We start from the raw sequence: 19,954 nt of genomic DNA, 5'->3' as shown, positions 1-19,954 counted from the left end.
CCAAGACAGCACGAGGCTGTCTTACTTGCTGACAATACCGTCCGCGCCGTCATACGGCTCCCAGGTTTTTGCGTCTTCATTCCAGCGTTGTAACACGAAATGATCGAGGAGCGGATGGTCATTGTACGAGAAGGTTGTATGGACAATCCCATCTTGAACTGTGATGGTGAGGCCTTTCGGGGTAATGCTCTCCTTCACGATGTCTCGATAGTTGTCCATGATGGAGTGATCAATCGTCCAATCTTGCCCCTTCATCGCCTGAATGTCTGCCGCAATACTGTCCAGCGTCTTTTCAAACTGAAGAATCTGCTGCATGAGTGGGCTGTTCTTGGCGACGACCATCTGCATGAACAAGTACAAAAAGTCATCTGGAATGTCGCTAAAATGAAGTCGAACGGGATAGTACAATTTGCAAGTGTCACCTGGAGCCGCGGAAAGCATAATGGTGCCGGACTCGTCAATGGTGCCAGTGATGAGCTGCCCGGATTCATCCAACATCGCATTGCCGTCTTCATCAAGAACGGTCACATCGCCGCTGATAAACTCGACACCGGGATCCCCCTGTACATTCAATGTGGTATCTGTGACGGGCGTTCCGATATCCCAAACCTGCGGGACGATGAGTTCCTTGGCAAAGACCGAGTTCGAGGTATCCAGCGCGGTCTGGCCGAGTTCTTGAATCTTTCGAAGTCGATAATCAAGTTTGAGGCCATCGGCCACCACACTGTCGACTTCCGAGATCGCATTGTCGATCTCATCGGCAAACCTCGGATCGATCTTGCCGGTGGCATTCTGGGCGGCCTCAATACACTGTTGCTTTAGGTCATCGATGACCTTTTTGAGCTTCTGGCCCTTTGCCGCGGCCACATTAAATGTCGCCGTGTTGATTTCCGCCAAGGCATCCTCAGCTTTCACCAGCGCGCTGAGCGAGCTGACGCGATTGGCATCGATTTGAGGTAATGCGGACAGAATGGCGGACTTATTCTGCTGCCAACTATTAAAGGCATCTTGCATCGTGTTGATTCGAGATTCCAGGCTGTTCACAAACGGAATCAGTTGCGAGGAACTCGTGACGGGCATCGGTTACACCTCCTTATACGAATTCAGGGGTCTATAGATTCCGAGTTCTCGATGGAAACAAAATGGCTCATGCCAGTCTCGACATGAGCCTATTCTATCATGAAAAGCATTACACATAAATAACTACACATCATGAACCTCCATTTGGGTCTCGTCTACGTTGTACACGGGTTCGACGCGAATGGAGTCAATCAAGAGGTCTTCGGTGACATCCTGACCTCCACCGAGGATCAGGTCCACTCGATCGATGGCTTGATCGATCGGAATGACTGTGACATACGAGTCCCACGACGTGCTGTTGACGGTTGGCATCAGCACCGTTTCGGTGGACCCATCCGTCTTTGTGATCTGCAGCACGCCGGCCTTTCGAGGTTGGGCACCATTGTCCAAGCGCGCGCGGACGATGATGTCGTATGTGCTATAGGTAAGGCGGTACCCTGGAATGGAAACTCCGTAACGAGCGTCGTCAATAATCCGTAACACCCAGTTAGATGTCACGTCATCACTGGATTGCTCAATCTGGTAAACGCCATAACTTAGGTCTTTGTTGTACTGGTCTACATGTTCCCCATAGGAGAATTCAGGATTTCCAATCACGTTCAGATCGTTTTCGGCGTCACTGTAGAACTCGATAATCGGAAGCACACCGAAAGCCTTGTGTTTTGCAACGACCGCCTGTACTTGAGACTCGGTAAACCCGTTTGGGTTCGATTCGGTCTTGAGAATCGAACGCGGCAACCGGATAATCATGACGCCATTTTCCTGATACGCCTCCCCATCAAAGAATCCGATGTCCCAGTGATACAGTGACTCTTTGTTGACGGCAGCGATGATGTCGTTGGAGAGAGCCTCGTCGAGTCCACCGCCACGGGAACGCGTATCGAGAACGATCATGTCCTTGTCGATCCGCGAGTTGGCCTGTACGGATACTTTCGCCAAACGCAGCATGGTCGGGTCATACAGATAGTCGTTTGGATCGAACCAGTTGGCCTCAGTGGTATGGAAGACCGCTTGCGTCCTCGTTGTACCTTCAATCGGTGAGCTGGCGCCCGGGAGCCAGATGGCCGTCGGCCGCAGGTACACATGAATCTGCCGCACCAGCATCTGATTGCTCTCGCGCTCTTGCTCTGTGTAGACTTCCCGCAACGGGACGTCTCCTGGAATCCACTCGTGAAATCCGTCCTGCGCCAAGGTAATGCGGTGTCCTGGGCTTGGATTCAGATCCAGGTGGAACAATACCGTGTCGCCCGTGGACGGATTCTGACGCTCAAATCCGCGGTAGGTGTACCATTCCTCCCGATAGGCATAGCGCACGACGACATCATCATTATCCCGGATCCGGTCATACAGATAGATGATTCCCTTCTCTGCGTCGACGTCGGAAATCCGTAGGATGCGTCCGTAGTTCATGTGGAGCGCTTCGACCTCAAGATAGCTGATCCCGGTCTCGGAACTCAGGACAATCGGTGCATAGCGGGTTTGAATCGTCGTCTCATCGATGATGAGCGGCCGCTCATTCTCGACAAACATCACGGGCCGGTCGTAGAAGTCCTGATTTGTGTATTCCGGGATCGTGTAGTCCAGAATCACTTCGACGGTATCGGACGGATCCTTTGGCGCATAGGCCATCAGTTGCGGATACGAGACGTAGATCTGAGGCACACGCTCTTCGGCCTCATAGTACGGAAGCAGAATCCTTCGTTTGACTCGGCCGTTTTTGATCCGCAGATACCAGTTCGAAATCTCCATCGACGCCTTTTCGACCCTTGGCTTTTCCGTTTCAATCTTCTTGTTGTCCGTGAGCTGAATGGCGAGGATCGGAACCGCCTCGAGATCCTCAAACGTCGTCCAGGCCACGAGATCCACTTGGGGATTGTCGCCCAGTTGGGAGAGCACATACCCAACATTCATTCGGTTGACGCCGTGGCTGGCTTGGTCGATGCAAAAGCGTCGTGTACTATCGAGGGTACTCATGAAGCGGTAGTTGACACGGAACTCTTTATTGTTTCCGTTTGCATCCCCTCGCTCGATCCGCAGAAGAATCTCATTCTGTGGAATATCTTTTGGGATCGCAAGCTGCTCGTAGATTCCACCGTCACCAAAGACATTGGCCAACGTCTTGATGCCATCGTTCTTGAGAATCTGATCCGTCAGGGTGTACGGCCGGCCGATGGGTTCAATCGGTGGTGGGCTCGCGTTTGCAATCACTTCGTTATCGGGGCCAATGGATAACGCCACGTTGTCTCCACCTGTAATCCAGATCCGGGTCCACTGGAAGTTCACGACATTCTTCGGCACAAAGTCCACGGGCAAGACAGCGGGTTCCAGCACGTACCGGAACGTCCCGTCCGGCTGGAAGAACGCCTTACCGGTTCCCTCGACGTCAAGTCCATTGTCAGATGTGCTCCAGGGTACCGTGACAGAACCAGCCGCTTTGGGGCTGTTGGTATATCCATACACGTAGCCATCGCTCTTAATGGTGCAAATGAGATCCTGTCCGGGGTTCACGGAATAGCCCAGAATATCGTACGGATAGGTCTCCGACCCATAGTTCTGCTTCATAAAGGTTTGGATATATGGGGCCATAATCGCAGACACGGGTTGCGTCGAGAGCTTGTACTGGGCATTCGATGGCAAGGATACCGGGAAGGCTTCGGACACCACCACGTCCGTATCAATCAGGGTGAGTTTTAGGCTCGACCAGTACACACTTTTTTGGGAGATGTCCATGACCCCATAGGTACCCGCATCGTAATCGGCGTCCCGGGCGGTCAGGACCAACGAACCGTTAATGTAGACCTTGAAAAAATCGCCGATGCAGTGAACTTCGATCTGGTATTTCGTGTTCTTCTCCCACCCCGTTCCTTTGTAGGTACTGTCGTAAATGGTCACATCCACATAGCTGTTCCCGGTTTTATCTGCGCTGTATTTTGACCCGCTCGCCGGCTTTGCCTTGAAAATGCGCTTTTTTTTCGAGCCAAAGGACTCACCGGCGTATCCATTCATGTAGTCGCTCCAGCTCTTAGTCGTCAGATACGGAGAGTGGCTCGCGCCTTTCGAGTCATAGATAAGCTGGGAAACGCCCTTACTGGAAACCAAAATGCGCCCCACGGGGTTGGTTGACCCATCGGGATACTTATAGGACGAGGTGTTCATGGTCTGCTTTTCCCACGCGAACATATAGTAATGGTTCGCGTCCTTGAGTCGGAAGATCAGGCCGATGACATCATCATCCCCAGGGTCGTTGACCGTCACCGTAGCGGACCATACGTAGTTCGATAGCTTTTTGGCGTCACTGGTATTCTCGTAAAACGCCCCGATATCCACGGCATCGGACGTGCAGTACAACTGATCTTTCGAGGCATCGTATTTCCAGTCAGACCGCTTCATACCGGAGTTGGGGCCAAGATAATCCCAGTCATCAAAGACCTTGATCATTTTCTCCGTGGTCTCATTGACGACCTCGAGTCGTGCGACCGCCTGCCATTGCGATTCAAACAAGCTGGTTTTGGTGAGAAGGCCCGTCCCACTGGCTTGCCAGGTAAAGTCCAGTTCTTGTCGCTGATGCTCTGCAAATACCGTGCATTGATGCGGAATGGGATTACTTTTCAGACGTGTATTCGGATCATCGCCTTCGGTCCACGGGGACTTGGGGGTTCCCGTATAGGACGCGCGCGGCGGATTGTCTCCGGAGGAGTCCACGTCCGTTTGAACATTCGGGTTATCCGGCGCCGTCTCGGTGGTATACAAAAGATTTCCCGCGGCGTCTTCGATCTTATAAACCGCATTGGACGGCAATCGATCGATGCCATGCGGAAGAACCATCCCAATGAGACTTTGGGCAGACAAGAAACTGGAACCATCCTGGATCCCGATGTTCTTCCACTGCCCATCAAACACGGGCTTCTCATGTTCCAGCAAAGCCTCTGGGTTGAGGACCCAGTCGGTGATCCAGCCAAGGGTGAAGGTTTCCTCCGTCCCCTCCGCCGTGGTATAAGTAGCCGACAGTTTGTAGCTGAAGATCTGGGGCCCGCGCGGATCGGACTCCGATTTTTGCGGAACATAGATCCGATAGCCATCGTACTGGGGCTGATCGTCAATGGCATAGACCTCTTGGGTCTCATCGGCCGATTTCACCGTATCCATTGTCGTTTCTTCATAGGCGCTCATGCCATTGATGATCCGCAGCTTGCCACCTTGAATTGCCTTCCCCTGCTGGTTGGAATACAACACGGATTGGCGGGTCGTGGTCAGTTGGTCATCGGGCAGGACCTGATCCACGTGGTTGTACAGAACCTTGAAGGTCTGCTCTTCATTCGTGTTGAACGCCGTGTAGATTTTGACCCAGTAAATATGCGGGTTCCCTTCCATGCAGCGCGCGTAAATCAGGTAGTTGAACCCGTCACCGAGAGGATTCCCGTTCTCATCGGTGATCTGAATCTCGCTACCCGTATATCGAGTCACCTGCCCAGGTGTGCCGGTTTTGCTGTCGTAGTGGTATTTGAGTTCGAATTTGTAGAACAACGCATTGTCCACGGACTTGGTATGGTTCGCAAACCGGCGAGTCAGGACAAAGTCTTTGGAGGGAAACATGTCATATGGCGGCCGCACAACAACCGGTTCATTCTCGGACACAATCGATGCATACTGCAGCTTCCCGGTCGAATCAGGGACGACGATGGATTCCATCTGATCCAACGGAATCACGTTGTCGGAGACCGAGGACGTATCAATCAAGGCCACATTCGCGTCCGAATCCAGATCCGGCGTGTAGACATAGGCCAGGTTCACATCGCCGTTTGGGACTTGATTACCGACCCGCAAGGCATATTTGTTGTTGGGAAGTTGGCTGAGGTACTCATGTAACTCCAGCCCATAGCCGAGATTCGCGCTGGGCCGGTAATATGCGATGACAACCTTGGAGTCATCTTGGGTCTCGAATAGATCGGTGCCGCTGGCGCCTTTGAAGGCCACCATAACGTCTTTATTGCCGGATACGGCCAGATACTTGGTGACCACAATGTCCGAGCGTTGCAATCCGTATTGCTGCGCATAATCCTGAATCATCGGCTCAAACAAATCCTGCAGCGTCTTTCCTTCAAAGAGCAGGTCAGCGACGTCTTCGCTATCTCGCGTCTCCGCGATGGATTGATCATCTAACTCCAAATTGAAGGCGTGTGCCAGCAGTTCTTGCTTGGGCACGGAGATGACACAACTGACTCGGCAAGAGTATGAGATCATGAGCTCACCTCCAAGTCTTCCTCATCGTCCTCTTCCCCGGCGCGCGGGTTACACCATCCACAAGAGGGCACCGAGATCCCTCGGGCGACATGGAGTTCTTCATGAACGGTCCTTCCCATTTCACGAATCCCATCCAGAAACTTTCGCATCTCTTCGGCCCGCTCTTTTGGAGTCCTCCAGAAGTATTTCTTCCGGAGCATCTGTTTCCACAGCTTCATTCGGCGCCGTGTAACCCGCCATCCATGTTTCTTCTTCCAGTCATACAGGGTCTTAAATGCGTAGTACCAACCCACGACATAAGGCCGCGGCATGTGGGTCATCCTCCTATCGATCAAAAACGGGGGCCTCAGCCCCCGATCACCTTGATGAAAATGAAGTTGCTGGCTTCTTCCACACCCATGTCATAAATGGCGTATACGGGGAACGCTCCAGGCGCGAGATCCTCACCCGAAATGGTGATGGTCGTTTGACCAAACGCATCGGTGATCGGCATGACGGTGCGGGTCCGGCCGAGGGTGTCTTTATACGTCACCGTCAGTTTCACGCCAGGAACTGACATCCAGTTTTCATCCCGAACCGTGGCCGTAATCGTGACGGTATCGTCCACACCCGCTTGGATCGCGGCTTTCGAGGCTTTCAGTTCGACAAAGTACCGTTTGGCCACATTGGGCTGATAGAAATTCAGCAGAGCGACATTGTAGAGGCCATCACATACCGCCTGGTACTGGGATACCCCAATGGGAGTCGGCGCGGGCTGTTCATACAGATAGACCTCACCGGCGCGGTTCGTCTTGCCGCTAAAGACCAGCTCGCCATCTCGGAAGATCTGAACGTCTTTTCTCTGAATGGGGTTGTTGTACTTGTCGAGAACTTTGACGGTGACGAGACACTTCCCGGTTCCGCTGGCCGGAAGTTTGTCGGGAGAGACCGTCAGTTCAATGCTCTTGGCCGTCTCATCGAGCTTGTTCGTGATGTACAAGAACCCTCGATGATTGTGATTCAGGATCGGGTTGAAAGACACTTCATCGGAAGCCCGGTAGAACGGCGTGTCGGTCGCGCCTTCATAAATGATCTCCATATCCCGCATGAGCGCTGGATCATAGGCATCATGCAGGGTGAGCTTGGCGACGTCGTTCTCGACATCGTAGTTGTAATCGACCATGTAGCTGTACAACAGCTTGTACTTCAGGACGATTATATCAGAGAAGCCGAGGTTTTTCATGAACTCCACTACAGATTTCTTGGGATCAAAAACATATTGGGATGGCCCAAGAAGTTCCCCGTTCACATACACCTTGAGCGTGTTGGGATCGATGTCTCGATAAGCCAGGAAGTACCGCGCGCCGCCATTCCCTGTCATCTCGTCCGTATATTCAAGGGTCAGATTCCAGTCGTCATCAAAGAATGTGACCTTGCGGAGAATGTTGCCCTCGTTGTCTCGAACGATGAGGGGCGAACCTTGTTGGGGTCTTGGCTGTAACAAGACCGTGTTGTCCACGGGTGTGGTTACGATATGCACCTTGTTGGCATACAGGTAAAACTCTTTGTCCTGGAAGTAGTAATACCCGTTATGAATCATCGGGCTCCAGGGCAGCGGCGTGGCTTCACGCACCTGTGCCATCACGGTGTAGCCCAGATACGGCACGAAGTAATCCGGACCAATCACTTGCCTTGGGGATCCTGGATACTCCCACTCCAGCCGAACCATCGCCCGATCCGTATCCTCGAAATAGTTCGCGGAGAATGTGTACCACTTCCCACCTTCCAGTTCGATGGAGCCGGTGTAGGTCACGCCACCGGGATTGTCCTTCCAAGCGTCGATGATGAGACGGTTATCGATCCAGAGACGGAATCCATCATCGACGGTCGCATAGAATGTGTACACGCCACTGACGGGGGCATAGATCCGCCCGCGCCAGCTCACCGCAAAGCCGTCCGACATATCGGTGGTCGGCGGCGGGACCATGTCCGGAATGTAGGGTTCTGGCTGATTCGGTACATACACATCCGATGGCACGTCCGGCGGCGGGTAGTCCAGGGTGGTATGACGCGTTTCGCCATAGTCTGGCACCTCTGGCGCCGTCTGCGGTTTGGTGAGAATCTTGGCGTAGACGGATGCGTTTTGGTCTGAAGTCGAAGTCGGCATATTTGTCGTCGGCTGGGCCGGATCATCGAAATACACGCTGGCGACATCGCTGTGGTCGTCTACAATCTGATAGCTGACAATCAGATCGGCTTCATCCACTCCCACGTTGTTGTCCAGAAGCTCATTGATGTCTTCTTGGAACTCTTCCCGAACCGTATGATCGATCACCTGTAATGTTGCAGTCCGGTTGGTATCTGACACGGGGACGGGAACTGAGTTTTGAATGTGATGGCTGAAGACTACCTGCTGATAGGTGGTGAACAAGAAATCCCAAAAGTGCGATTCGGGCTGCGACTGCGTCAGCGGTCCCCATGCGCCTTTGGTCAACACTTTTGTCGAATCCGGATCGGTGACGTGGATCTTTTCTTCTCCATCCACCGTGACAATGATCGTGGATCCAAATACCTGGATGAGGACCTCATGCACAATGTGCTGACCAGGTTCCCATGCTTGATTAAAGTACCCCAATTGCTCTCGCTCGTAGACCAATTTATCTTTCCCGTAGTCTTGCGGGTTCAGGCAAATGTTGCGGAAGACATACATCCCTTTTGTGGGCAAGATCCAATGCGTTTCTGGCGCTTCCGCATCCCACTCAAACGAGTAGAAATTCAACGTATCGGGGTCGAAGCGGAACAAGGCGCCAATCACGTCATCATCACCCGCACGGGTCTGCACCTTGAAGGAGAACGCATAATCCGTCAGGTTCACATGATCGGGATTGTACCATCCAGATTGACCATTCTGATTTTCCAAGTTGGTAACGTCCGTATAACCGTCCTCCGGCGGTCCATGCCAATTACCTTTACTGGTGGGATCCGTATCGAACTCCACCCAAGTCCCTGTAAAGTTATCGATGCTGATGGGACTATTCGTCGGATACACGACGGTCGCATCCAGGATGAAATCGAAGTCCGCGGTATCCGGGATGACTTCTTCGATCGTGAATTCACTGGCCTGTACCGGGGACGTCTCTTCGGCAAACGGAGAGCTGTATCCCCAATCAAAGTTGATCGCCGGGTCAATCCGCGAGAACTGGAACTCGCCCAAGTAATTGTTCTTTGAGGTATCAAAGCCCGGAAGCAACTGATACGACTGAATATGAACCCAGTCATTCAGATGCAAGAGACTCTTTTGGATGACGAGCGTGGTTCCTGAGACCGTGTATTGAGACGGATCGAGCTTGACCCCATTGAGATAAACCTCGACGCCTTCTCCCACGGGATTGGCCAAGGTGAAGACATTGTTCACGGAACCCATCGCGTATTGGACCACGACGTCTCCGGGTGTCAGCGCGCTGCCATGCAGATAGAACTTATCATCCTGCACCGTATAGCCATTGGTTGGGTCTTCTGGGATGTCCACGCCATTGCGTTGAACGCTGACGATCGTGAACGGTGGCGAGTCCTGGAATTCAAATTCCGACTGCATGGGCAGGGCGTCCACCTGAAGGCCACCTGTGGTGTAGTCAATCTCCACCACGTCGTCCTTGTTCAGTGGATCGGTAATCGTCACCGTGCTGCCATCGACGGTAAATCCGGGAATGGGTGTGCCATTGACTTTCACCTTCACATTCCACGCATCGGGAACGTGCTGAAGCGTGAATGCGTTTTGAAGAAGAGTACCGATGTTGGTTGTCACCGTGTATTCCGACGACTCAATGCCACCGTTGTAGACCTGTATCTTCCACACACCCGTCATCGGATTGGTGAACGTCATCAGGTCATACAGATCGTTCTCTCCCGCAAAGCTGTACTGACTGCAGGATTTGATCGAAGTGCCATTGGCGAACTGAGTGATCGAGATGGCCGTCTGACTCCATGTGCCATTGTTCGCAGCGATTCCAAACTGTTCTCCATTCGGGGCTGTCACCTGGAGATCCGGATAGTGGTCACCGGATGGCCCAAAGAATGCCCCTAAGATTTTCAAGACGGGTTGGCCGGCCGGCACAAAGATGGTGGTGACATCCACGACTTGTCGGTCAGGCACGGTACCGACAATGGGCGCAATACCCGGCAAAAAGGCCTCGGACACCGGAGTTCCGGGTTCTCGGTATTCATCGACCGGCTCATTGACGGTGAAGACCTGTTGGCGCAAGCGATAGTCGCCAGTGACCTGGAACTTTTCGCGAGTTGGGTCGATGCGATTCGGCATCTTGTAATACGTGCCGAGCAAGCCATGCGTATCGGTTGGCGCCGGATTCACCCATGTCGCCACGAAGGGGTTGTTGCTCGTCACTTCTACATGGTCGATGATGACATTTTCGTCGTAGTCCGGCGCGAGCGTTGGGTCAATGTACACCGGATCGGTGATTTCTGTGGGCTGATCGAGTGTCGCAAAGTAGTTATTCGGATCATTCACCCAATCCGTATACCAGTCGGTGTACCAGACGTAGGCGTCCATGTAGTCTGAGCTGAAGTTCACGGTCTTGTCTGGATTCACCGATACCTGCACCCTCGGATCGTCGACTTCGACAAACGGCCCTTGGATATTCACCAGATTTGGCGGCAGGTATACGACATCCGTCGGGACATTGATCATATCGGCCTTCCCGGTGTTATCCGAGAAAAAGGGCCGTTTCCCATTGACCTTTCCATAGCCAATATACTTACCACTGATCCAGGGGATGTACCTCGGGTCGGGATCACAGACCACCACGACTTGATCGTTAATGAGATTCGTCTTGATGACCGGATACCCATTGATCGGGTTGATCGGACACAGTGACGCTGCATTTCTCGTTGTGATATTCGGGTTGGATTTAAAGTACATCCACACGGCGTCTTTGCCGACCGGATCCTTGGTTAAGAGAAAGTCCACCTTGTCGTATCCGTGGTACATGACTTCTCCTGTATGCGGCTCGACATAGTGTTCAGGCATTGGCGGAATGTCGATATACAGCCGCTGTTCACTGTTTACCGTTCCCTCGTTTTTCACGTCGGCCGGCCAGATGCCGTGATACCATTCGGTGGTCTTGATCTCCAGATAGTCATTGTCCTTGGCCGGGTTCTTGATGTCACCCGCGATATGCCAACGGACCTGGTCATAATCCGGGTTAAAATCGGCCTCATTCATCGTCACCGTGTAGGTGGCCCACGGGCCGCCCTCAAAGCTGGTCAGCGTTGCCGCCGTCTTCCACCCCTCATATGCATAGACCGAGCAGGTGAAGTCCTTGCTCGACGTCTCGGTGGGCGGGTCACTCTTCCACATCTTGAGGGTCTTCCCGTCGAAACTAAACTCCTCATCGGATGACGTTGGCTCCTCCAAGGTGTAGGTCGGCGTGACATTGACCAACGTCGGGTTGTTTTCCTTAAACTGCTTGATCTCATCGGTAAACAAGGTGGATGGATCGCTGAATACGACAACGGCGGTTGATTCACTCGTGTTATCGGGCGTAATCGTCACCGTGCCCTGTTTAATGAACTCCGTGTCAACCGACTTCCCGGCATCCGGCGGGTTGGTCGTGGTAATGGTCACTGCACCATTGAGACTCGCGTCGATCTTACCGGCCGAAGAATCCTTGACGACACCTTTCACCGATAAGATTTCATACGGTTTTCCTCCCGCGGCTTTCTTCACATCCGCATCGACATAGTCGCTGCCGGAAGAGGCAAGTGTCTTCGTACCAATGCCGTCCCAGCTATCCCAGTTCGGAGAATCCGGTACACGTCCGGAAATCGGCTGCCAACGAGTAATCGTACAAGACGTAAATTCGACTGCCTGGGAGATGTTAAAGAGACCAAAGCTCCCGGTTTCATATTCCGTATCAAACTCAAAGACTTTCCTCCAGTTGCTTGCTCCGGATGGCAGGATGTAAATTTGAATGTGATTGCCATCCGCGTGAATCCGAATGCCATTGCTTTTTTCATAGACCCATCCATCTCCATTGGAGAGGTCAGGCGTATTGACCCGATAAAACTTTCCATTTTTGCATCGGTACACTCGATAATGCCGGTCTCCCCATCCGAGATTGTGGACATAGTTACTCCACGGATCCTGATATTTCTCGGTGACGCAATGGGCTTCCCACTCGGAGTCTGTGAAACCAAGGGGAAGACCATCCAGGTTGTTGCCGGCGCGCCAAGAATACTGCACCCGTTCATCCCGTTCCCACATGAAGCAGTAGAAGTTCTTCCAGTCGTTCTGCGCCTTAAAAATCACACCGATAATATCGTCGTCATTGCCCCAGAGGGGAGCGTGATAGTCAGTGACTAAGTCGATCACAGGCGTAAAGTGAACCTCAAAGTCATTATAGGCCCATGTTGGATTGAAATATTGGGTGTTTCTGGCAATGGACCCACTGAAACGGCTCTGGTTACTGTGGTCGACGACATGACCATTGGAGAGAAGTTCCCAGGTATCTTTTCCAGCCCCCACAAAATGGCCTTCCCCTGAATTCTTGTCGAACAAGGCACGGATGTCGATCGTGTTGGAAATTTCATAGGCACCGGTCCACTCGACCGCATACTGCAGCGTCTTTTTCGGGACGGTTCCGCCAATCGTCATCTTCACCGAGTAGTCGCGCAAGGACTGCAGCTTGCGGGTTTCATTGATGGTAAAGTGAAAGTCCCGCTGCGGATAGGCGTCTACTTCGAACTTGAATGGCGACTCGTTGTAATCCGTAAAGAAGTCACCTTTGTACTGAATAGAATACTGGAAGTCGATCTCTGGATAGATCATCACGCTATGCTTTTTCTTTCCGCGCATCCGAGCCGCATAGTTGAACTTCTGGACCGTGTTTTCAAACTGTGGTTTTTTGACGAACAGATCGTCATTGTCTCCGATGCCAGAGTAAAAGGCATAGGTCGGGTCCTCTGTTCCGCTTCCGTTCCCGTAGATCTCTGTGAGAATGCCGCCACCATCCACATAGGAAGAGGGCGTGCCTGGGTCTCCCCACTGTTCAGGAGCATCTTCAGTCGGGAAGTAGTAGGTGTTTTGATCACCGGGATCCATCTGAATGGGATCCGGGTCATCGCTGGCCTGAAATTCCACCGAGCTGACACTAATGGTGATATCCTTCTGCATCCCGAGCGCACGAGCATGAATCACAGCGGTGCCATCGATAAGCCCTTGAATCTCAATCGAGTTGTCGCTCTGGTTCAGGACTTTGATGAGCCCATTGTCTTCCACCGACCAATCAATCGGCTGATTTTGACCATTGACGACTTGAGCAAACAGAGTCACGGTGTCATTCGGCTTTAGGAGAACCGATTCCGCACTGACCGTAATAAAAGGCTCGGTTTCTCCATACACGGTCGCCACAACGGAGTCCGCGCCATTGTACAAGCGGGCTTGAATCGTCAACTCACCTGTGTTCTGAGGGGTGAGGGTGATGCTCCGCCCACTCTGAACCTCCAGTCCAATCGGGCCGGATTCATCCGAAGCGGTCCAGGTAATCAACGATTCATCCACGGTCATCTCCGGATCCGGCACATCATAGTTGGCCGTGACCGTAAACGGCTGGCCCTTGACCACCTGGAGCTCTCGTGGCGTGATGAAGAATCGGTTCAATTGCTTGTCCTTTACAGGCATTTTGATTGTGGCGTTGATCGGGTCGCCCGTTGCCCCGGTCACGGAAATCGACATCGTAAGGATCCCAGAGGCATGCGGCGTCACCGCATACGTGGATTCGTCGATCTTTTGGATCTCTGCGTCTCCATCCACCAGTGCCAGGATCGATGAGGCGATGTCAAACCGACTGCCATTTTCGTAAGTGGCATGGAAATGAATCTCCGTTGGGTCCCCGACATACGAGGTTTGAACAGATTTACTGAAGTCCAATTGTCCTTGGGGTGCCACCACTTGAACGGTGACAATGACATTCGAGGTGAGGAAGGACAGAGAAACCGTCGTGGTACCGACATTGGTGCCCTGCAAGACGACGCCGTTGTCATCCACGCTGACGAGGGACACAATGGACGGATCATTGATGTAAACCTGCAGTTCATCCATGCGGTCGACGCTCTCACCGCCGACAAGCATCTGGATATTGAGAGTCCCGGTCATGCCCTGTACCAGCGTCACCGTGTCTTCGTCCACGACCAATTCTGGCGGAAAGTCTCCAGCATCTTGGGCAAACACAAAGAGGTTGTCATCTTGAAGCTCCATGACGACGGCTTCGTTATCCGAAGTGGCCAGCAGAGAGATGATGTTGTAGTTGTCTGGAAGTGGGGCCGTGGCAAAACGGGCCAGATGGACCTTAATGTTCGTCTCCAAGAGCGGCATCATCTGGTCTGGAGAGTTGTACAGAGATGTATCAATTGTCGGCCCTTGAATCCAAGTGGTTTCGACCTCCACCTCGTCTTGAACCAGGTCGCTGCACCAAGCGAGTGGCTGTGCGCTTCCATCTGGAGGACAGATCACAGAGACCCGCGGATCCGTCGAGACGATGGTATACGAATCCACCGTGACGGTCATGCCGGCATACTGGTCTCGTAACTGGTTCACACCCGTGGTCGCCAGATATTCGACGGTGTGTTCATCGAGGGTATTGGCCGAGTTCAGGCTGTCATTGAGAGAGGTGACACAACCTCGACCGGTGTAGACCAGTTCGGTGACCGTCTGGGTGGATCCATTGTTATCGATGGTGCAGTTGGCCCAAATCTGATAGTTGAAGTAGCGAGTCAGGATGGGTTGGATCAAGGCCTGAAGTTTATAGTCAAACGTCACGAACGCCATATACTTTCACTCTCCCACCGCTTTGGATCAAAGGTGTAGTTCTTCCAGACTTCAATGTCGGAGTCCCACATGTTTGGCAGATAACCAAGGCCCGTAAACGCCTTGTCAATCGTGTCCCAGGAGCCTTCATCCCAGGTGAACCGTCCCCACATGATCGGCGCCACTTTCTCAATGTATGCCACCCAATTCCGAAGCAATGGGGTTGCCTGTCCATCTGGGGTAAACATGAGCTGGTAGAGTTGTTCATTCGTTTGATCATGTAGCTCATACTTCTCAATTCCGGCGATGAACGAGACCACGTGAGATCCGCCATTTCCTCTAGCCAAGACGATGATGTTGCCGAACTCATCTTGCTTGTACTCATTGGGTTGCAACGTCTGCCCATCTACGCGGAGACTTCTTGGGTCAATGCTGCGGCCTTTGAGGTACAGATGCTTCGAATCATTGGCCCATGTGACGCGTTGGACAAGGCCCAGTTCGCGGGCAATCCCATTGGTGAGTCCTTCGTCACCGGAGTTAGCCGGATAACGGAAGACATCGAGGATGCGTTCCTTGAATTGAGCATTGGTCTCCATAGGCAGGCGCGCGAGTCCTACGAGGAGACCAAATTCGTCAAACGCGTTCCAAAGCAGCTGTGGAATGGGTGTGGACTCAAAGGAAACACGCTGATTCACGTTATTGATGAGTCCACTGAACTTGTCGTATTTGAATCGGGAGTAAAATCGTCGATTGTCGTAATCGATGATCCCGCCATCATCGAGGTCGTTGTAGAAGAACTGCTCGATGGTATCCAGAATCGGAATGGGCCGGCCGTCGTTGTACAGTGTCAGGTCATCGGTCGGCTGAACACTGGGCAACTCATAAATATAAATCCAATCGAGCATCTCGACTTGGAGCGTGCCAATATATTTCTGGCTTTCAATCAAATTGAGCTGCTCTTCGACTTCCTCGAGCTTGAGGCCAAAGAAGTTCAAGAAAAGCTGGCCGATACTTTTGGAGGACTGCCGAATATATGTCCAGCTTGGAAAAGTATCCGCCATGATCTGTGCACGCGCCGAATACCAATACTTGTTCAAGAAAACCGCGATCATTCCGACCTGATTGGCCGTTGCCATGAGTGTTTTGCCATCTTCATTGACGGTGGTCTCCAAGACCCGCCAGACTTTGTTGTCGTCATCATGCAGACAGATGACCGCATGCCGTGCTTCCAAGGTGGATAGCTTATTCAAGTACGGGATGGTGATCTGGAGGGTTTGTTCCTGGACGGGTGATTGGATTTGAAACTGAAGATGGGTTGGCCGGTAGTCTTGGTAGAATGGTTCATCGACGGCCACAGGATCCGATTGAACATCCGAATTCACGAGCCGAGTGCAGTTAATTTCGGCATCGGAGACAATGAGGATGTCCCCATTTGGAGATATGTATGAGTAGCTCAAGGCCCTCACACTCCCTACATGTAACGCATTACACTGATTATATCGTCATTCTCAGGATAAGAAAAGAGCACCCGGCAAACGCCGGATGCCCAAAAGTTACGCTGACATCACGGACTGTTGTCGAACGCCGTGACCGCGTAGATGTACTGCTGGCCAATGGCCACCGTGTTGTCCTGGTAGCTGAGGGTGTTCTTGTCGACCGACCCAATCTTGTTGAAGGTCGCGCCCCCATCGTCCGAACGGTATACATTGTACCCCGCCAGGTTCTCGTTCTTCTTGGCATTGCCGCCATCGAGGACCGAGTCCCAGGTGAGGTGTGTATGACCGTCGCCCGAGGTCGCCTGCAGGTTCTGAGGCACCGATGGGATGGTCTTGACCGGCAATTCGTCCGAGGCCACCGACTCGTTCGGGGTCGCTTCGTTGTCGACCGCCGTGACGATGTACAGATAGCTCGCGCCATCGAGCATCGTCGTGTCGTCGAAGTTGGTGACTTGATTGTCGATTGTGGAAGCCACCGTACCCACCAGTACCGGCGAGGAACCCTCGTCGTCCTTGCGGTAGACGCGGTACGCAGCCAGGTCAGTGAGTGGCGAACTATCCGAGTTGGTCGTTACCGGATCCCAAGCCAAGGACACTTTTCCTTGCGATACCGTGTACCGCAGGTTTTGAACCTTGGCAGGAGCCAGTGCGTCACTCACCATCACGGTGACTTGATTCGACTGTTGCGACTCAAGCGGCATCCCTATCACTCCTTTGTGGATATGCTATAACCCCTCTATGAAGAGCGGTTACGACCATTTTCCAATGAACCCATTCTACTCCTCATTCATGAACTGACCAATTTGCATTGATGACGGACATTACACGTCTCCGATTACAGCTTTCTTGCGTTCAATATGCTCCTTTCGGTTTTGCAGAAAATCTTGGGCTTTCGCCTGTGTATACAGAAGATAGTCAAACAGCCACTCAGACCTTGGGGTGCCATTGGTGATTTCATGCATGGCAAGGATCTGATTGAGTCCTTCTTGGATCCCCATGTCTTCATCCGTGAAGGCTTCTCCATTCAGGCGCTTGAGCATGAGACGCATGAAGGTGAAAAGAACAAACTCGAGACAGGATGCGCCGATATTGGGGTCTGATTTCTCGGAGGCAATGTCAAAGAGGATCTTGTTGATCTTGGCTTGTGTGTCAGGATCCAACGTCGCATAGACTTCTGGTGTAATCTGGCCGTTCAAGATTTGATAACGAAGAACGGTCTCTTGACGGACTTCGTCGGAAACAAGGCTAAAGACTTCGCGTGCCATTGGAATCACTCCTCATGAGAGTTTAGGTCCAGGTGAGTCCATAATTGAGTAACGAGACATCGGGAGGCAACATAGCCTTCAGGCGAATCTTCTTGTCTTGTGGAGACTTGGCTGTGAAGTAGAAGAGTTGCTCAGGGATAATCTGTTCCCATGTAACACCGTCGTCACGAGAAATATAGTACGTTCCCATGATACCTGTGTTCAGTTGATAAAGACCGACATTTTCGACCCACAAGTTTTGTCCTCCGTTGACAGTGTTTATATTAAGTTTATAGGAGGTGTATGTTCTTGTAGAATTCACAGTAAATTCCTGTATCATGTTATCAGACCAGGCTCCAGCGGTAAATGACTGGATAGTTTCCCATGCATGTGTATCTGGATTAAATCCAAGAATATCGAATGTTTTTGGAGCGCATTGAGTGGACCAAGGAGCGTTATTGATCGACAAAGTGAGTTTATCGAGTTTCGCAGCCGACGGTAAGTCGATCTGAACCCACCCCGTCGTATTACTATCTCCTGTTCCCCATTCGGGAGCAGCTCCGTCAAACGCATAATATGCTGGAGTCGATGTGTTTGTTGAAGCGACATATCCCGCAGGAGATGTGTTGCTTGTCATCACTGGAACAATTGCAGTATATGCCGGTACAGATTCTTCGACAACTAACACAGCTTCTTGCGGAACCGCATCCGCAAGTTCTTGAATTGTTACAATGGTCGCCGGTTCAGATCCAGAAGATTTGACCAGTCCATTCGTGGTATCGACGGTATATCCCGAACTCTTGCTTGCATCAATCCCATTAGCGTCAAGAAGGTCGTCGAAAATCATGTTCTGATGCTTGTACCTCATCGACTTGGCCACGGCATTCAGCTTGGCGTTCGCCTTCATGATGTTGATCGCGTCATTGATGATAAGTTGATTGGCGGTTTCGACGACGCCGGCATAGGACTTATCAATTGCATCAATACGGGACTTAGTGTTCGGGAACGATCCCGTCACATCCGGTCCCAATGTCTGATTGCGCATCTTTTCTTCCGCGCTGTATGCAGACGATGCTATACCAAGGCTGATGACATCCATGTTTTCACGCCCTCCTTATACCCAAGAATATGAATAGCCATAGATCTCTTGCCCACTTTGTAAGACGGCTTTGATGCGAATCTGATTCCCGCTTGGAAGATCCGTGAGGTCAACCAACGTATCCGGCTCGACTTCTTTCCACGTCACCCCATCATCTCGCGATACATAAAACGTCGGGTTTGAAGCATTGAGCAATTTGTAGATGACATCCAGGCTGGAGACGGTTGGAGTCAGGGTGTATTGCCGCTCGTTGATAGTCAGTGAATTCACTTGTGCGGTGTCGGTGCTGTATAACTGATCGAGATAATAGGCAAAACGAATTTTGTCCGTGACGCCCAACGCCGCCCATTCATCGGCCGTCAAAGCATTGACTTGATCCGGCAACATCCCATTCGCACCGACGTTTTCAAGATAGGAGATATCTACGGGGGTCCATCCACCTAATGCATGCGATTGCCATGTTAATCCCCCATCTACGCTCACCACAATAATTACCTTGCCAAATCCTGACGTGGTGACATCAAGATTGACAGAATCAATCCCATCTGGTACTTCAATGTCTCCTATAGGCAGAATGAGTTTGGCCGGAGGAATCCCCGTAATGATTTGTGTTCTGGATGGAGATCCGGTTTCATCTGTCCAACACAGGAGCTGTGGTGAAGTGGAATTGAGCTGACGAAGAGCGGCATCCGTTAGGACAGACAGATCGGTCATACCATAAGAGTCAAACATGGCCTTGGTAATAGGCTCTTGCCCTACCGTTGTCCATGCGCCAGATACAAACGCTTTAATATCGTTTCCATCTTGAATTAGATATTTGTTCTGTGCGACTGAAACAACTGCAATCTCGACTCGGCCGTCTCCAGTGTTAAATGTGGCCAACACGGATGAATCTGTGAGAGAGGAATCGAGATAGTTGTCTCCTCCTCGCCCACCACCTCCGCCAAAACCACCTTGACCGCTCGAAGCCCAGGTAGCACCACCTCCGCCACCA

At 52.0% G+C, this 19,954-nt stretch carries 9 protein-coding genes; all 9 read right to left on the bottom strand.

The genetic code is table 11. From position 1 onward, the window contains the following. Positions 1-21: 21 nt before the first annotated feature. On the bottom strand, positions 22-1,044 hold the full coding sequence (locus ASH01S_RS03555; protein WP_157066969.1) for a hypothetical protein: 1,023 nt from the start codon (positions 1,042-1,044) through the stop codon (positions 22-24). Positions 1,045-1,203: 159 nt separating this feature from the next. After that, positions 1,204-6,321 carry a hypothetical protein gene (locus tag ASH01S_RS03550; RefSeq protein ID WP_067923575.1) on the bottom strand — a complete coding sequence of 1,706 codons (5,118 nt, stop codon included), beginning with the start codon at positions 6,319-6,321 and terminating at the stop codon, positions 1,204-1,206. Further along, positions 6,318-6,632, bottom strand: coding sequence for a hypothetical protein (locus ASH01S_RS03545; protein ID WP_067923572.1), 315 nt, complete (start codon positions 6,630-6,632; stop codon positions 6,318-6,320). The genes ASH01S_RS03550 and ASH01S_RS03545 overlap by 4 nt, the downstream gene beginning before the upstream one ends. A 35-nt stretch (positions 6,633-6,667) precedes the next feature. Next, the gene (locus ASH01S_RS19845; protein ID WP_067923568.1) at positions 6,668-15,142 is read right to left on the bottom strand and encodes a PA14 domain-containing protein; all 8,475 of its coding nucleotides are present in this window, start codon (positions 15,140-15,142) and stop codon (positions 6,668-6,670) included. Next, positions 15,130-16,293 carry a low copy number virion structural protein gene (locus ASH01S_RS03535; RefSeq protein ID WP_157066968.1) on the bottom strand — a complete coding sequence of 388 codons (1,164 nt, stop codon included), beginning with the start codon at positions 16,291-16,293 and terminating at the stop codon, positions 15,130-15,132. The genes ASH01S_RS19845 and ASH01S_RS03535 overlap by 13 nt, the downstream gene beginning before the upstream one ends. Before the next feature lie 392 nt (positions 16,294-16,685). Beyond that, positions 16,686-17,318 carry a fibronectin type III domain-containing protein gene (locus ASH01S_RS03530; protein WP_067923560.1) on the bottom strand — a complete coding sequence of 211 codons (633 nt, stop codon included), beginning with the start codon at positions 17,316-17,318 and terminating at the stop codon, positions 16,686-16,688. A gap of 120 nt (positions 17,319-17,438) precedes the next feature. Then, positions 17,439-17,882, bottom strand: a complete 444-nt coding sequence (locus ASH01S_RS03525) for a hypothetical protein (protein WP_067923557.1) — start codon at positions 17,880-17,882, stop codon at positions 17,439-17,441. Between the two features lie 22 nt (positions 17,883-17,904). Then, positions 17,905-18,960 (bottom strand): hypothetical protein, encoded by a 1,056-nt coding sequence (locus ASH01S_RS03520; protein ID WP_067923555.1) that lies wholly within the window; start codon positions 18,958-18,960, stop codon positions 17,905-17,907. Positions 18,961-18,975: 15 nt separating this feature from the next. Next, positions 18,976-19,842, bottom strand: coding sequence for a hypothetical protein (locus ASH01S_RS18330; protein ID WP_157066967.1), 867 nt, complete (start codon positions 19,840-19,842; stop codon positions 18,976-18,978). Between the last annotated feature and the right edge of the window lie 112 nt (positions 19,843-19,954).

The sequence above is a fragment of the Alicyclobacillus shizuokensis NBRC 103103 genome, from assembly GCF_001552255.1.
In the GTDB taxonomy this organism is placed as follows: Bacteria; Bacillota; Bacilli; order Alicyclobacillales; family Alicyclobacillaceae; genus Alicyclobacillus_G; species Alicyclobacillus_G shizuokensis.
Note: the sequence above shows the minus strand (reverse complement) of the source record. Positions and strands in the feature narration are given on the sequence as shown.

Excerpts from the sequence above, each read along its gene's own strand:
- ASH01S_RS19845 (WP_067923568.1), bottom strand. The coding sequence starts at position 15,142 with ATGGCGTTCGTGACGTTTGACTATAAACTTCAGGCCTTGATCCAACCC.
- ASH01S_RS03520 (WP_067923555.1), bottom strand. The coding sequence starts at position 18,960 with ATGGATGTCATCAGCCTTGGTATAGCATCGTCTGCATACAGCGCGGAA.
- ASH01S_RS03545 (WP_067923572.1), bottom strand. The coding sequence starts at position 6,632 with ATGCCGCGGCCTTATGTCGTGGGTTGGTACTACGCATTTAAGACCCTG.
- ASH01S_RS03550 (WP_067923575.1), bottom strand. The coding sequence starts at position 6,321 with ATGATCTCATACTCTTGCCGAGTCAGTTGTGTCATCTCCGTGCCCAAG.
- ASH01S_RS03530 (WP_067923560.1), bottom strand. The coding sequence starts at position 17,318 with ATGCCGCTTGAGTCGCAACAGTCGAATCAAGTCACCGTGATGGTGAGT.
- ASH01S_RS03525 (WP_067923557.1), bottom strand. The coding sequence starts at position 17,882 with ATGGCACGCGAAGTCTTTAGCCTTGTTTCCGACGAAGTCCGTCAAGAG.